The organism is Veillonella fallax (genome assembly GCF_020687175.1).
GTDB lineage: Bacteria > Bacillota > Negativicutes > Veillonellales > Veillonellaceae > Veillonella > Veillonella fallax.
Window position 1 is genome coordinate 75809 of the sequence record NZ_JAJEQD010000003.1, and the last position, 15500, is coordinate 91308.

Consider the following 15500-nt stretch of genomic DNA (forward strand, 5'->3'; position numbering starts at 1 on the left):
TCCTACCTCATTTTATAATCACGCTTAACAGTTACGACTGGGCCTTTATCTGTATATCCTACAGGGTCACCACCATATATAGTCGTCATCTTGCCACCTGCGTATTGTTGTTTAATACCATACATAGATGATGCGGCACCAAGAATGCTACCTACCATTGCCAAATTGCCTTGACGTCGTGCATTTTTAGCAGAAGCACGTGCGGCATTAGCCTCATTCTGATAGTTCATACCGTTCAAATATTCATTGTAAATAGCATTATTCTTATTTTGTTCCCAATTGTAGATGTCTTTGTTGTATTCATCATAACTAGATGCCATCAATTGTAATGGGGACCCTGCCATTTGCAATCCTCCTGCCCCTGCCTCGGCTGCATTTGTGCCAGCTACAAGCTTCATGCGGTTATCCATCTTGTCCCGCTCTTGTAATTGTTGCATAGCAATTTGTTCTTGTTTGCGGTCAGATATTCGCTTATTAGCCTCAGCCGCTTGTGCTTGGGCGTTGTACATTGAAATTTGCGCTTTTGTTTGTTGATGTTGCGCAATCATCCCTATGCCGGTACTGACTGCGGTTAAGATTGCCGCTGCGGGTAAGCACATATGAAGTCCTCCTTCTTGAGAGTAAATAATTCTAAATCACCAACTTTTACAGTTGGATGAATAACGGCTCCAATCGATTCGAGCCATCGTTTCGTTTTTATGTTAGTTGTGTGAACGTAATTAAATAACCATTCTCGAGTCTCTAACCATTCAGCAATAACTTGATTGCTTAACTTGATAAAACACATCTGCCATCGCATATCGTTTTCTAATACTTTATTACCTAGAAAATAAATCCCATACATTCCGTTAACTGGTTCTTTTGCAATCCCATATACGCAAATAGCCACATCGTCTTCTACAACGACATGGCTATCATAATCAGATTTGCAAATCTCGGAACAGAAATCTTTGAAAGGGTATAAACGATTCACCTCTTGGACTTCTATGGCGTCTATTTCCCTTAGGTTAACTTCTAGGTCCTGAATTAATTTATCTCGCCGTGTAGGCTCAATTTCGTTAATTTTATAGTCCCGGAACATCTCTTAGTCCTCCGCCAATTTCAACAATACGAGTTATCGATAATAAATTAAATGGGAATGGATCACTATGCTTAATACATATCGATGTATCGGTTGAATAATTTATTCCCATTTTAGGTAGGATTACAGGCTTATCACCTGTAAACAATTCATTTGGTGGTAATGTAATATCATCCATTCTGTCAAATGTACGGCCAACTTTACCGCCAAACGATTTATACATGCGAAGCACTACTCTTGATACTGTAGCAACTCGGCCTTGTAAAGTACCATCGTTTATTTGTTGTTCTACGTTAGGTATTTTAATTTTAGTAGTGTAAGGCAAACCAACAGTAATTACATTTGCTTTGCCATCCAATTTAATAACACCAGTTGGTGGTACTACCCTAGATGGCATCTGTTGTCCATCAATTACTATGTCTACCATTTGCCCTACTAAATGAGGTGCGTTGATGTAATCAGTCTTAATTGAATTAGCGACTTTAACATAGCAATCTAAGAACACATCGGAGTTATCTTCTGTATACAACGGAATACTACGTTCAATGCATTTCACACTCTTATTATTAATCACACGATCCACAACAAAATAGATTGTGTCTTGCTCACCCTCTGCTACACTCTCTACATATCGATATTTACCATTCGTTACAAAGTGCGACCATCCATACACTTTTTGTTCTGGGATATAAGTTAAACAGTTGAGTTGCCCGTCATCTCGAACGTAATAAATAATACTGTCAGGGTCTTGTGCATAAGCACTTGTTACTGCCAGATGACCTTTAACCAATGTTTTAACAAACAATGTAAGGTCTTGCCCTGTGTAGTTGTCGCTCTCATAAGAGTAACCCATATCACGAACAGTACCGCCACGCTCTTGAACAAACACGCACCGATTACCTATGAATTGAGGTTCACACGATAAGGCCCCTCGTTGGGTTTGTGTTTTTAAATTGCAGTTGGTAGGCGTAATGGTTTTATCACCTCTTACAATCCACTCATTACCGCTTGTAAGAATGATTAGATCGTTAGCTGGTACGAGATGACGAATCTCACACATCTTGCGATTAATAACCGGCAAGGTGATTGCACTATCATCTGTGATAGTGCCTTCCACCTTTTCGACACCAAAATTTGGATAATCACCAGTACGGCTAAACCATATGAAGTTAGGCTTGCTATCAGTAGCAGCAACTACAAATCGGTCTTGATAGAATGTACAAAGTTTAGGATAACCTCTGCCTCTATTCCAACTGCCTAATTTCCATTGGTAGCTAGGCTCACCCTCTTTAATACCATTCAGAACATTAACCTTTGCATTCTTAGCATCAGTTACGCTTTTAATCTCAACGATACCATATTGAGTGAACGGCATAATAGATAAGTCGCAATTCACAGAACCACTCTTAATATCCGATACATATTTAAGCCTTGCTCCAGACTCTATCTTTCCTGTATCAGTAACATTGTAGTCATTCTTAGATGTATACGTTCTGTAATCTTTCCAAGTCTGACCGTCATTGTTAGAAATCTGTAACTTGACTGTACCCTCCCATGTGCCGTGCGTTGTGAATTTCCATGATAACTCGGTATCAGTACTAAATGCTCCAACATTGTAATTGATGTTGTTGTAGGTTTTTTCGATAGTCTGTGCTTGCATATAGCGTTTTACTTTTTTCTCTACCACTTCACCAACTGACTTAGTATGTACCGCCTCAACGTAATATGCAATCTGAATAACACTACCTACCATATCTTGTGTGAAGAGGTCTTTTGTGGATGTGATCGTATCGCCATTAACTGTCAATGTATGCCCATTGTCCGTGTTGATTTCATCATAAGGTTGTTCAGTTAGCTTATATGTACTCATTCTCCAGTCAGTATCACTATATCGTGATAGCGTTTGAATAGGGTACTTGCCACTACAGATGAACATAACATCACCAGATTGGTTACAATTTAAATCAAACAATATATCGCTAGTGAAAGGAGTCGTAATTTCAATACCGGTATAAATTCCGTAATTCCATACACGAATATATTTGTCACCAAATTCGAGCATGAAAGAATTATTGGTGTTTGTCGTAAATTCAAATAATCGTGTTGGCTTATCACTATATTTAACTTGCCCCACGTATTGGCTGCCTTGACGTTTTGCAACGGCTCCATATGGACGAATAACCACATTCTCCGATTCCAATAAGGCACTTTTGTATTGCTCCAAATCAAATCGACTCGATACATCCGGCGACACCTCGCCAGTTGTAAATGCTAATTGCGATATATAAAGAGGATTACTCATTACCAATCCCTCGCTTTCACATAGCTAGATATATATACTGTATCTTGTTTACGCTCCTTTGCGTTCATCCCTTTAGCCTCTTGAACTGCCGCTTGATACAATTTGTAAGCTTGGTCAAACAATCCTCTATCCCCAGTAAGCGGCATAGCTAATGCACTAGCCAATTTGCATTGCAACATATACAAGGATATCGAATCCCAAACGTCTAAATCTGTCACGTCATATATATAATCAATGAATGCTAGTGGCATATCGCTCACTATGCATTTTTTGTTATTTCCAATATTAAATATGTTGTATTCCGGTTGCGATTCAGCATGGAAGCGATCGCCTTGCGGAATAACACCTAAAATGCGGATACACTTTTCAGGATATGCATATACATAATTCCACCCATTAATTTTATGGGCGGACAATACCAATTTTTCATTTTTTCGAGCAAAATTCCATTCAAATTGTCGCAATACCAACTGTCTAGTTGGGTCATATTGCATACGGCATTGGCGACCTTGCTCTGTTTCTTCTTCAAGTGAATAAAGCAATCCTGCGTTAATTAATGCAAGTGCTTGATTACAAATATCAGTAGGTGTCATATTTCCCCCTATATGGTAATAGAGGGATGCATAAGCACCCCTCATATTGTCACTTATTCTTCCGTAGTATCGGTTTTCTTTTTGTTTGTTTTCTTAGGCTTTTCATCTGGTGGATTTTCATTGCCTGTATTGTCACCTTCAGTATTTTCATCTGGTGGATTTTCATTGCCTGTATTGTCACCTTCAGTATTTTCATCTGGTGGATTTTCATTGCCTGTATTGTCACCTTCAGTATTTTCATCTGGTGGATTTTTGTCACCCTGTTCTGTTTCAGGAGGCTGAGTTTCAGTAGACGGTTCTTTGTCTTTAGCCTTAGATTTTGGGTTAAAGATTTTTGCTACTTCATCTTCGTTACCAGAGAAAAGCTGTTTGAAATAATCAGGCTCAAATTCTTTAATTTCTTCTTCAGAGAAATTAATAGTTTCACCTTCTTGAATTAATCCACGATTACCATGGTACATCATTACGTTAGCTGTAAAAATCATAGTCTCACCTCTTATTTCAAATTCACACCATCTGTTAAGAATGATGTAATCGTAGCGGCAGTCATATTATTCGCATTGATACGAATAAACTTTTTAGCACCTGCAGGAAGTCGACCTTTGTATTCTGTGCCAGCTTTAGAGTTCTGTGGTAATGTAATTCCGGTTAGCAATACAGCATCAGCCATATTTTCTTTATCAGAAGTGTAAACATTAAATAAAGGCGTACCCGTAACATCTTTATCTAAACGAATATACAACCATAAGGCAACGGCAGCATCGCCACCATTCCCATTCATCACTACATCAGAATTTGTATTTGCAGTGATTTCTTTTTTCCAAAAGAATGTATTTTGAGTATCAATAATCATTGAATTATGTCCCTTTCTTTTTACGCAATAACACGAGATTCAGTGCTTAACAATGCATCAATTTTACGAACTGGCACACCGTTTGCACGAGTAACAAGTTTACCCATTTCCATATCTTCAGTGATAGTGGAACCATGTTTTGTGTTCTTTTGCAAACGTAAGAATGTACGCAAGGTACGGTTCATATACCAAACTGGACGAACACCACCAAGGTTAGGAATACGTTCTTCCGCTTCAATCATTAAGTTGATAAGATCTGCACCGGCTTTAGCATCATTTGTCAATTTCGTAACATCGATATTAGCAATACGAACTACGTTTCGCCAATCCCGTACAGTCAAACCAACATCATGTTTAAAGTGAGTGCGATATGCCTCGAACATGGAACCATCGTCTTTAGTTACCGTAACAACGCCTTTATCTTCTTGGTGCAAGCCTGCTGCAGAACCTTCAGGATAAATGCCATGAACGGACAAAGGACCCCAACCAACAAGCCAAATAGATGCCAAGTTACCTGTGCCACCTGCATCAAGAATATTTTCTGCACTTGCTGCCTTCTTAATATCAAGAGTATTGAACCGAGGAGCCAAGCCAATGAATTTTTCTGGCGTATTTTCATCGCCATAGAAGATTGTACGACATAATTCCTGCCCCATGGATTCAACGAATGCTTTATCTTCAGTTGCACGGAAGGATGCTTTATCTTTGGATTTATCAACAAGCGCTTTATCAGTTTGCGAATATGCTTCAAGCATACCGCAATTGTCGGTAATTTGACGTGTGGAGGATTTAGACGCTTGAACACCGCCATATAATTTACGCCATGTAACATCTGGCAAACCAGTACGTACAGTCGTTACAAAGCTAGACCCTTGGTTACATTCGACCATCGTCATATCTTGAATGATTTCAGTGGATTGGTCCAATTGCTCAATAATTTGAGCGACATTACCATTAGGATCCATTCGTTTTTGCAAATCTAAAAGTGTTAAATTTTGAGTTCCAATTGTAGCCATTAATTATTTACCTCATTTCTTAATACATAGATGGATACATTTTTCGTTTTGCTGCTTCTTCATCAGAATTTTGACCGGTTCCAGCTTGTCTTGTACCTTTACCCGGGTCTTCCTGAACCATTTCACCAACGGCCGCAAATACCTTAATCATGTTGATATTGTTGTCGATGTGACTATCAACAAGTAATTGACGTAATTCCGGTACCGCTTTAGTTAGTGCTTCGATGCCTTTGCCTGCAAGCGCTACAGTTTCATCGAATTTACCGCCTAATTCCTTTTTGGCGTGTTCATAATCCGCTTGTTGTTTTTCAATGATCGCTTGCTCTTGCTGCTCTTGATAAGCAGTCAAGATATTTTGTGCATACTGACTGCCAAATTTAGCTAATTCAACAGCCTGTTCCTGTGTTGCACCAACTTGGTTAAGTAACTTACTAAAGTCTGCAGATACAGTTTCATCAAGTTCAGTACCTTCAGGGAACACGGATTTGAAATCATAAACTGTTGGTTCAGCAGGTGGCGTATTATCACCGCCTAGTACAGATGGATTACTACCTTCACCATCTGGTTTAGCAGGTGGTTCAGTAGGTGGCGTAGGATTATTTTGGTCCGGATTCGCGCCCGGTTCATTGCCAGTCATGTTATTGTTAGCACCCATATTGTCATCAGCCATTTTGTTTCTCCTTATCGACTAAATTATTAAAATATTCTTGTTGCCCGATATATTCGAGCTGTGCAAGGTGGTATTGTTTAACTCCATCAATGCCTAATTTGTTTAGGTCCCAATGGAATAGCAATCCCACCTTCCGTTTTCCTTCGTTGAAATATGTTTCACTATTTCCAGTAAACGATTGCTTTAATATGCCCGAGCGATCCATTAGGCGACAAAAAAACCACCTACCTAGCTCTGTGCTAAGTACGTGGTTGAGAGCTTGCATATCTCGCTCTTGCATATAATCTTTAATTGTTTTCTTCATCTAGATACCGTCCATTCCTAGCCACTGCTGTAATGCAGGATTGCCATCGTTGGCGGCATCTGTTGCTTGTTTGGCCGCACTAGCCATTTGAGGTGCTAGTTGAGCCGCTTGCATTAACTGCATTTGCTGCTCCTGTTCAGCCTGTGCCTGTGCTTGTTGTGCTAAGATTTCTTGATATTCATCATCTGAACGAATAATCTTAGCCGGAACACCGAGATTTACACCGTATGTATTGGCCGCTTCCTCAAAGTTGAACTTGTTGACGATATTAGGATTAGCTTGTGCCAAAGACATAATAAACGCAAAATACTGTTCGATATTTACCAGTGAACTCATCTTTTGCGCTTGGGCAAGTGGTGAAATATATTCAATCTTCACTTCTTGACCGTTTAATTGGTCTAAGAGTTCCTCATCATCAACAGGTGGAAATACACCGGCACGATCTAGTACCGAATACACACGTTCAATGATTGGATTCAAGAATTCAGAGAGTAACCGTTCAACCACAGGACCTAATTGCTGTAATTTTTCTTGAGTTCTCTCCATAACCTCACGAGCCGTCATCTGGCCCTTATCGATTTGGTCTAACATCAAGAATAAATCTGCACTATAGGCTCTCTTGATTGAATCCTCTGTTACTGCAATCTTATTTTGAATATCCTGTAAATTAGACTGTACTGCAAACATCGGTTCAACTTTATGTTGCCCCTCAATCTCTGTAATGCCACCCGGATACAAGTTAACTGTACTGATAACATCAGATGGTGCTTGCATAGGAGGCTTAACACCCAATTCAACAGCTGTTAGATAATCGAATTCCAACTTCTGCAGCATTTGTGAATCTGGTTGCGCAAACCATGCAGCACCCTTACCGTAACCATTCAAGTCCATCGACGTATGCCGAGCGATTGGAATTGGCCATTCCTCAAAACCGCCATGATATAACACTTCATCACTATTGCTGCCTTCAACCCAATAAATGGACGAGTATGGCATATTGCGACGTCCTAACTTATCCTTACGGTCTTTGTTAGGCTCAACAAACCAATTGACTATGAATGATTGTTGCAAGCTATTTCCGTTATCGTAAATATTCTTTATGTTATCCGGACAATTTTCATACCCGAACTGTTCGACAATCTGATCAACTGTCATTTTGTATTTACGACCAAAAATATTTACGATTTCCTTGCTGTTAGTGCTAATAGCATAGGTACCTATCGGATACGATGTGAAACGAACACCAGATTCACTATCAGCAAATATTCCCATAGGAGCCTGTCCCATGGTTAGTTCCATGTAAACTTGGTGAACTACGCTGTAGAAATTAGATTTAGCAAGAACCGCATACAAGATTTCCTCTCGTTCATCCAATAATTCAGCGACTTGGCTATTAGCTGCTACATCGATATTCTCCATGGTTAGCTTAAACCATTTACGGCTTGGTGGAGTAAGTCCGCTCATAACACCACTGGCAAATATTTGGCAACTTTCCCAAGCTACAGGGTTTAGGATTTTACCATTGTAAGGTTCAGATTGGTCTTCTTCACCATCAAATTGACCAATAAACGGCAACTGATAGTCACGCAACTGCTTCCACTTATTTACATATCGTTGCTGCGCATTAAATAGCTGAGAGAATTTTTTTCTCAACTTCGTATAATCACGCCTAACAGGCCTAACGGCCTCCGTAGGTTGTCTAGCCAGTAAAGATTCCATTTCCGCCATGCTATCCCCCTAAAATTGATTTCTGGCCGCCAATAGTCGGACCTAAGATAGTAGATTCAAAGCCACGTTTGAATTTACGTTTAGTTTCTGCCATTTCCTCACCAGTCTGATTACTCATATTCGTTTGAACAGTTGGAGCTGGAGCAGGTGGTGTATAGTTAGCAGATGCACTCTTCATACACATCTTTATTCCTCGCTTTCTAACAAATTAAAAAGGACTGTAACTTGTATTAGCTACAATCCTATTGCCTGTTTCGCTTTTTTTAACGACCCGCGCAGCAAAGGTCAAGGCAAGAGCATCACCTTTATTCGGAGATGGTAACCCTCGGTCTTTCATATCTTTTTTACTTTCAAGCTGAATGCGACCATTCTTATCAATGATCGCTTCAGGCCCTACGATATCATCGTATAAGGCTTGGTCATTTGGTGGAATAGAACCACCCTCACGGAGCCATTCTTTCATTTGTCCCCACATATACGCCCTCATATTTAGGTATACAGGGTCATTACTCTTACCGCCAAATTCAATCAACCGCCATTTGCGCCCTAACTGCTTACCAATGGAATATATCCCTGTTCCATACCCCATATCGATAAATACGGCATCAGCTTTGTATTCGTCCTCGAACTGAGCAATCAGTTGAGCCATGCGCCAATCATCATCATTCTTAGGAATAGATGCAAGCGACTTCATAGAGTAACCTTGACGCATTACTATTTCTAAGGAGTCTGAACCAGTCCACGCAGGATCCACACCAATGATTACAGGTAGATGTTCAAATGCTCCCGGCTTATAAGATTGTTTTTGTGCTTTGTCAGCAATTTCAGTAGAGATGAATTGCAAATCTGATGCGGAAGGGAACACACCACGCACACGAACTTTGAAGAAGTCGGAATCCTCACCGTAAGCCTCTAACCATTCTTCAATCTTAGCTTTGTTAGATATCTTAACAGTTCTACTATCAATCTGATATGTATTCCAGAACTTTCTATATTTTCTAAAACATTCACGGAACCGCCCACTATTACGAGTTGGGTTACCAAATGCACACCAAATAATTTCCGTGTTAGCATCTGTAAGAGCCCCTTCAGTTACTTCCCAAATGACATCATCAATAGCAGAGGCTTCATCAAATAGAACCAATATCCGATTACCTTGATTGTGAAGACCGGCGAATGATTCAGGGGAATTCTTACTCCAAGGAATAGCATCAATACGCCATGTTTTTTCATAGTCTTTATCACTACTGAATATAGCTGTTGCCGTATACGTAAATAAATCTTTAGCAATGAACATATTGTGCCACTTACTAAGCTCTGGCCATGTTTTTGTTCTGAGCTGACCTTCTGTATTAGCCGTAACTACACCACGAGTATTCTCATGAGTAGATATGGCAAAATGAATAAGCCATGATATCAGTGCTGATTTACCGATACCATGGCCAGATGCTACCGCTTCTTGGATAGCAGTTTGTAGGTCTTTGCCCTTCTTTAATTGTTCACCGATGTCTTTTAAGATTTGTATTTGCCATTCATCAGGCCCTTCCATATTCTCCAATGGCGTCCCCGGCTCCCCCCAAGGATAGGCAAAATATACAAACGCTAATGGATCATGTGTAAGAGCGCCTAATGCCTCTATTAACTCATCATGTTTTTCCATTAGCTTTCTCCCGTGCAGCTTTTAATTTATCCATAGCAGACACCGTAAGCTCACCTTTGACATCGATATTTTTAGTATCTCTCCACTTTTCAGGATTACGGTTTTTCAGCCAGAATATTTGAGCCGTAACATCCGGAGGCTGTTGTTTCTTTACAACTTTAACAAGCTTTCCATTCTCGTATGTTTTCTCTTCATATTCGTAACCTATAGCACGTTTATGTAATGCATTTTCAACTTCAAGGTCAATGACTTCCTTCCCTCTTTTAAGGGACTGCAAAAACTGCGGCGAACTCTTTTTCCAGTCGTATAAAGTTCTAATCGAAATACCTATATTTTTTGCTATTTGCTCATCAGTAAGGCCATCACGAGCCCAACCTTCCGCACGCAATAAATTATCTGGGTCAGTTAGCCAGTTTTTTCTATTTACTCGCAATGGATCATCACCTCACTTTAATGTATTACCGCCCTTGCGAATCATCTTCCCATTTTTCCTTACACATAATCCGCATGAATTTTTGCTAGCGCTTGAATGCGTAATATAGGATTGACATAGGCCGTCATAAAATATCTCATTGGCCGTACATATTCCATTTTTATTATTCAAGCATTTGTGCTTGATGCAGTGTATTTGTGTCATAATTTTTTGTAACAAAAAAGGCACATCAATTAAGATGCGCCTTTTTGCGTTTGGTACTCTAAATGCTTAGAAGATGAACTCATGTTCTTCCACTTACAATATATCATAGATATAGTGGGCTTAAAAGGTCGATATTAGCCGTTTACCGCCGATTTCCGTCGGAGTTTATACCCAAGCTCTACGAGTGCCAAATTCTTATATTCTTTACCTTGCGATTCACCGTAACCAACAAATGAATAAGCCCCCTTAGCAGACATACCATTGATATATTGTTGCATGAGGATAATGGAGCCAACCGTATTAGTTAATGTATCGATCATATGACAAGCATCATCACGTTTAGTCAGTAGTTCATGGATTTGACGTTTATACCTCATTTCCATGTTTAGTAGCCGATTAATATCATCTTCAATTCCTGATGGTTCACCACCGTCTACTCGTTCTTTCCCGTAGTTTACTGCACGCAATGATGTTATATCGCTTTTAATACGTTGGATATTACGCTTTAACGATTTAATCCTCAATGCTGCCTTACTTGCTTCGTGTAGATACTCATATGCAAGTTCACGATATTCTTTTTTACTAAGTTCTACCATAGGACCACTTCCTTGAAAAACACCAATCATTTATTTTCGTTATTTTATTCAAGCAAAAAATCACCACTAGCATAATAATCTTTATATTTAAATAGTTTGTTTTCACACTTCGCACAAACGCACTATTCGTCATAGTGGTAATCTAACCCTGAATACATTTCCGAATTATCACACTCTTTACCATCTAGATTTACAAAATAAGAAACCTCACCATCAACCTTTGAATTTACAATAAATTCCTTGCATCCACATTTAGGGCATTCACCTATTTGTTTAATAAGTTGGTATTCATTCATATATTAATACTCACTCCTTAAAAAATACTAACCATATTGTCTTGCCCCTACGTTGTCCAATTATTGGCTTGCTAGGCAATAGCCTTTTTACATCGGAAAATAGCACCTGCTCCTCATTCCATTTAAAAATAAGCGTGCCATTTTCTTTGAGCACTCGCCAGCATTCTGCAAGACCTTGCTTAATATCATCTTTCCAGCTAGGCCCTAGCGTTCCATATTTAGCTTTTAAATATGATGTATCACCTGCATTTTTTAAATGCGGCGGATCAAAGATAACCAAATAAAACGTTTCATCATCAAAAGGCATGTTTTTAAAATCTGCTACTACATCTGGGTTGACTACTAACTTTCTGCCGTCGCATAGCGTTGTGTCTAAAGTTCGATTATCCATATATAAAGCACTTTCATGCTCTTTATCAAACCAAAACATTTTAGAACCACAACAAGCATCTAGTATTTTCATTGATTATCTTTAATACACACATTTTTAGTTTTGCAGTACACATCAACATATGTTTCATTACGATCACCATTGTGTGTTACTTCGATAAATTCTTCGATAGTCCGACCACTAACAATGGCTTTCCAGTTTTGTAGGGTTTTACAAAACCAAACAATGAACATATCTTCTGGTTCAACAGTTTGATAGCCTAAATTTTCAATCAACACTTTACGAGCTGCTTCAATTGCCTTTGTTTGTAATTCGTACATATTTTTAGTCTCCTTTATCAAATCCGATTTAATGCTTTCCATTCACTCAATGTAAAAGTAGAAATACTATGTTTCTTAGCGAACTCAAATTCGCCATTACAACCTCGGCTAGATTCCCAATCAGGACACAATACTAAAATGTCACAATGTCCAAGTAGACTTAAACAAATGTCTAACCCTCGTTGGTAATCGTCACCAGTTAGATATACATACCCAAAGTTATGAATTGGGGAAATGTAGTCATGACTGGTATCATTTAAAACCAAATCTCCCATGATCACATCAATCTTTTTACGATTGCTTTCTTTGCCCCCAAATGGGTGAGCAACATAAACTAATTTTTTCTTCATAGCATCAACCTTTCAACGTTTCAATATGTACCCAAATTCCTGTAACTGGATTCCAGTACTTTTCTGTAATTTCACTACAGACTTGAGCATCATCATTCCAGTAATTCAACTTGGTCATACAGTCCTTAAATAACTTAATGAGATTATCTGTATCTGGTCGAGTGGTCTTCCAATATGGCGCTTTGCAATTCGCTTTACCGAAACACCACTTGGTAACCAATCGAATAGGTCCCTCTAATGGTTCATTAGGAACATGATCAGCTAAACCATCTAAGAATATTTGTTTAGCATGTTTCAACTTATCGGATTCATAAAAGATAGGCTTACCATGTTGTGTATTCACCTGCTTAGTTTGATGTGTAACAGTAGGAACCTTTTTAAGAGGAATGAAAAATTCAATAACCAATACATCACTCCTTTATAGAACATATATTCTAATTAACTAATACAATTTTCAAAGCCCTTTTGTAATGTAGGGTTCAACCTAAGGGGAAGAGGTAAGAAAAGGATGATTTCAGAAATCCTTTTCCTTACCCCCTTAGCTTGAATCCACCTTACATTGGGACAAATATAAAGACATACCTATATATATATATAAGGTTTGTCCGTCCTTATTGTTAACCTAAATCAACAGGAATTAGTTCACCTAATTCAACTTTAAAGATAGGTGTTTCTTTTAAATATCTACGAACTGTTTTTTCAGATATTTGCATAATTTCCGCAACCCGTTTAATATCCGCTTTGCCGTTAAATCCATTTTCAGCAGCGGCAATATTAAAAGCATCTACCAATTGCTCTTTTTTCTTTTCCTTAACGGCCTGCTTGCGTTTATTCATCTTGTCTAATCCTTTAGACTGCGGGCTATCAAATTGAGCCATTGCAAGGAACCCGTTTGTATCTACCTTGTGAATGGGGTATTCAAACCATAAATCCACCGGTTTAAACTTAGGATATTCTCGGAGTGTTCCTTCCATTCGCCATGCAGTACATTGGCTAATATCAATAGGAGCATCTTGGAGTTTATCCTCGTTCATGTTCTCGAGTTCAAGTTCTAAGAGGTCTAGTAATGCATCTGGATCACGAGCGAATACACCAGAACCAGAGGCACGGTCCATTGACCGCTTACCAGTTTGGCTACCTTTAGAATGGTGATGACAATAAATAACTGCGCATTTAAGTTCAGTACATACCTTGTCAAACTGATTACAGAAATTCGCCATTTGATCAGCGCTATTTTCATCACCTGTAATAACTTTATAGATAGGGTCAATAATGATAGCCTTGTAGTTACGCTTTTGGGCTCTGCGGATAAGTTTAGGTGCCAATTGGTCCATTGGTAAGGACTTACCACGTAAATTCCATATGGATATATTCCCAATGTTTGTTGGTTGCTGCTCAAGGGCCTCATATACATCTTTAAAACGGTGTAAGCATGACGCCCTATCAAGTTCTAAATTGACATATAGAACCTTACCTTGTGTACAGTCAAATCCAAACCACGGCTTACCTTCAGCAATGGAAATACATAATTGAATTAACGCAAATGATTTACCCGCTTTAGATGGTCCGGCAATGAGCATTTTATGTCCTTCACGAAGAATTCCTTCAATTAATGGGGGTGCAAGATCTGGCATGTTATCCCATAATGCATCAAGTTCTTCTGGCTCCGGTAAATCATCATTAACGGATGCGATCCATTCTTCCCATTCCTTATAGTTTTCTTTGCCAATGTTGGTTGCCATAAGGAATTGGGGGTTACCACCTCGCATAACACCCGGCATTCGAGACAATCGGCTAGGATTACGATTCTTTTTATCCGGCTTGAAGCCATTCTTTTGAGCAATCGAATATATAAAGTCAACACGCTTTCTGTATTCCTCATAGGAGTAAGCATCTACTTTAACGATTGCATGAATTGATTTACCACCACTAAATACCATGGCTGCAATTGGTAATTCTAATTGTTCAAGAATAGCTTTTTGCTTTCCGAGTGACATGTTGTCAGATTCTAATAACATATACCGAAATGCAGTTACGTTATCATTTTTAACACCTTTACCATCAATTGGATTAAAGCGAATCCATGCACCCATTTCTTTATTAAAGCTGCCAAACACATTTTCTAATTGCGTTGTGCCGTTAATACCATCTAGGATTTGTTGTACCGTACGGCTATAATTTCCCATCGTAGGAGACTGTTTTCCGTCTGGTAAGGCGAATGTATTAACTACATATCCAACATACTCCTCTGGCTCAAATAACGTAGTCAGATATGTAACAATATCTTGTTTACGTTGCTCTAAAGGATACGATTTAGGAATATGAACATCAGATTCTTCAATCCAGTTCTTATCAACAACTTGATATTGTTCTGGAGTTGTGGCTAATACCATGGAATCAAAACTTAATGCTTCATTATTTTCAAACTTATGTTTAGATGTCCATCCGTTTTCTTTTGCCATTTGAGTGATCGTGGCACCGGTAACAAGTTTTCCAGTATATCGACCAAAGGATTCCCATTTAGCAGCACATTCGCCTTCATGGAATCGTTCTCCATCATCTGCAGACCATTCCTCCCACACGAACATAGGATAGCCCTCTTGATGAAGTGCAAGGCCTACGTTTAGCCATTCATCATAGGAGCATTGGGAAGGGTCTATATATTCGAGCAATTCTCGTAAATCAATTTTGCTTTCCATGTTT

Annotated in this window: 20 protein-coding genes; all 20 read right to left on the reverse strand. The window is 39.0% G+C overall.

The window, feature by feature from the left end:
* Positions 1–2: 2 nt before the first annotated feature.
* Positions 3–599: a virion core protein, T7 gp14 family gene (locus LKD20_RS02065; protein ID WP_227720735.1), complete on the reverse strand. Its 597-nt coding sequence runs from the start codon at positions 597–599 to the stop codon at positions 3–5.
* Complete coding sequence (locus LKD20_RS02070) at positions 572–1081, reverse strand: hypothetical protein (RefSeq protein ID WP_227720736.1); 510 nt, start codon at positions 1079–1081, stop codon at positions 572–574. The genes LKD20_RS02065 and LKD20_RS02070 overlap by 28 nt, the downstream gene beginning before the upstream one ends.
* Complete coding sequence (locus LKD20_RS02075) at positions 1065–3383, reverse strand: phage tail protein (RefSeq protein WP_227720737.1); 2319 nt, start codon at positions 3381–3383, stop codon at positions 1065–1067. Before LKD20_RS02075 ends, LKD20_RS02070 begins: the two co-directional genes overlap by 17 nt.
* Entirely contained in the window at positions 3383–3976 is a 594-nt protein-coding gene (locus LKD20_RS02080; protein WP_227720738.1) for a phage connector family protein, read from the reverse strand. The genes LKD20_RS02075 and LKD20_RS02080 overlap by 1 nt, the downstream gene beginning before the upstream one ends.
* 53 nt (positions 3977–4029) lie before the next feature.
* The gene (locus LKD20_RS02085; RefSeq protein ID WP_227720739.1) at positions 4030–4461 is read right to left on the reverse strand and encodes a hypothetical protein; all 432 of its coding nucleotides are present in this window, start codon (positions 4459–4461) and stop codon (positions 4030–4032) included.
* A gap of 11 nt (positions 4462–4472) precedes the next feature.
* On the reverse strand, positions 4473–4829 hold the full coding sequence (locus LKD20_RS02090; protein ID WP_227720740.1) for a hypothetical protein: 357 nt from the start codon (positions 4827–4829) through the stop codon (positions 4473–4475).
* Between the two features lie 20 nt (positions 4830–4849).
* On the reverse strand, positions 4850–5845 hold the full coding sequence (locus tag LKD20_RS02095) for a major capsid protein (RefSeq protein WP_227720741.1): 996 nt from the start codon (positions 5843–5845) through the stop codon (positions 4850–4852).
* 19 nt (positions 5846–5864) lie between these two features.
* Entirely contained in the window at positions 5865–6515 is a 651-nt protein-coding gene (locus LKD20_RS02100; RefSeq protein ID WP_227720742.1) for a hypothetical protein, read from the reverse strand.
* A complete protein-coding gene (locus LKD20_RS02105; protein WP_227720743.1) occupies positions 6508–6819 on the reverse strand; it encodes a hypothetical protein in 312 nt (103 codons plus the stop codon). Before LKD20_RS02105 ends, LKD20_RS02100 begins: the two co-directional genes overlap by 8 nt.
* Positions 6820–8547, reverse strand: coding sequence for a portal protein (locus LKD20_RS02110; protein ID WP_227720744.1), 1728 nt, complete (start codon positions 8545–8547; stop codon positions 6820–6822). It lies immediately after the preceding gene.
* Between the two features lies 1 nt (position 8548).
* Positions 8549–8731 carry a hypothetical protein gene (locus tag LKD20_RS02115; RefSeq protein WP_227720745.1) on the reverse strand — a complete coding sequence of 61 codons (183 nt, stop codon included), beginning with the start codon at positions 8729–8731 and terminating at the stop codon, positions 8549–8551.
* Between the two features lie 24 nt (positions 8732–8755).
* Complete coding sequence (locus tag LKD20_RS02120) at positions 8756–10207, reverse strand: terminase (protein WP_227720746.1); 1452 nt, start codon at positions 10205–10207, stop codon at positions 8756–8758.
* Entirely contained in the window at positions 10194–10640 is a 447-nt protein-coding gene (locus LKD20_RS02125) for a helix-turn-helix domain-containing protein (RefSeq protein ID WP_227720747.1), read from the reverse strand. Before LKD20_RS02125 ends, LKD20_RS02120 begins: the two co-directional genes overlap by 14 nt.
* A gap of 338 nt (positions 10641–10978) precedes the next feature.
* Positions 10979–11440 carry a hypothetical protein gene (locus LKD20_RS02130; protein WP_227720748.1) on the reverse strand — a complete coding sequence of 154 codons (462 nt, stop codon included), beginning with the start codon at positions 11438–11440 and terminating at the stop codon, positions 10979–10981.
* Between the two features lie 122 nt (positions 11441–11562).
* Positions 11563–11736, reverse strand: coding sequence for a hypothetical protein (locus LKD20_RS02135; protein WP_227720749.1), 174 nt, complete (start codon positions 11734–11736; stop codon positions 11563–11565).
* Between the two features lie 10 nt (positions 11737–11746).
* On the reverse strand, positions 11747–12199 hold the full coding sequence (locus tag LKD20_RS02140; protein ID WP_227720750.1) for a class I SAM-dependent methyltransferase: 453 nt from the start codon (positions 12197–12199) through the stop codon (positions 11747–11749).
* A complete protein-coding gene (locus LKD20_RS02145) occupies positions 12196–12447 on the reverse strand; it encodes a DUF6275 family protein (RefSeq protein ID WP_227720751.1) in 252 nt (83 codons plus the stop codon). Before LKD20_RS02145 ends, LKD20_RS02140 begins: the two co-directional genes overlap by 4 nt.
* 17 nt (positions 12448–12464) lie before the next feature.
* Positions 12465–12797 (reverse strand): DUF4406 domain-containing protein, encoded by a 333-nt coding sequence (locus tag LKD20_RS02150; protein WP_227720752.1) that lies wholly within the window; start codon positions 12795–12797, stop codon positions 12465–12467.
* Between the two features lie 4 nt (positions 12798–12801).
* Positions 12802–13203: a RusA family crossover junction endodeoxyribonuclease gene (locus LKD20_RS02155; RefSeq protein WP_227720753.1), complete on the reverse strand. Its 402-nt coding sequence runs from the start codon at positions 13201–13203 to the stop codon at positions 12802–12804.
* 211 nt (positions 13204–13414) lie between these two features.
* Positions 13415–15496 carry an AAA family ATPase gene (locus tag LKD20_RS02160; protein ID WP_227720754.1) on the reverse strand — a complete coding sequence of 694 codons (2082 nt, stop codon included), beginning with the start codon at positions 15494–15496 and terminating at the stop codon, positions 13415–13417.
* Positions 15497–15500 lie beyond the last annotated feature (4 nt).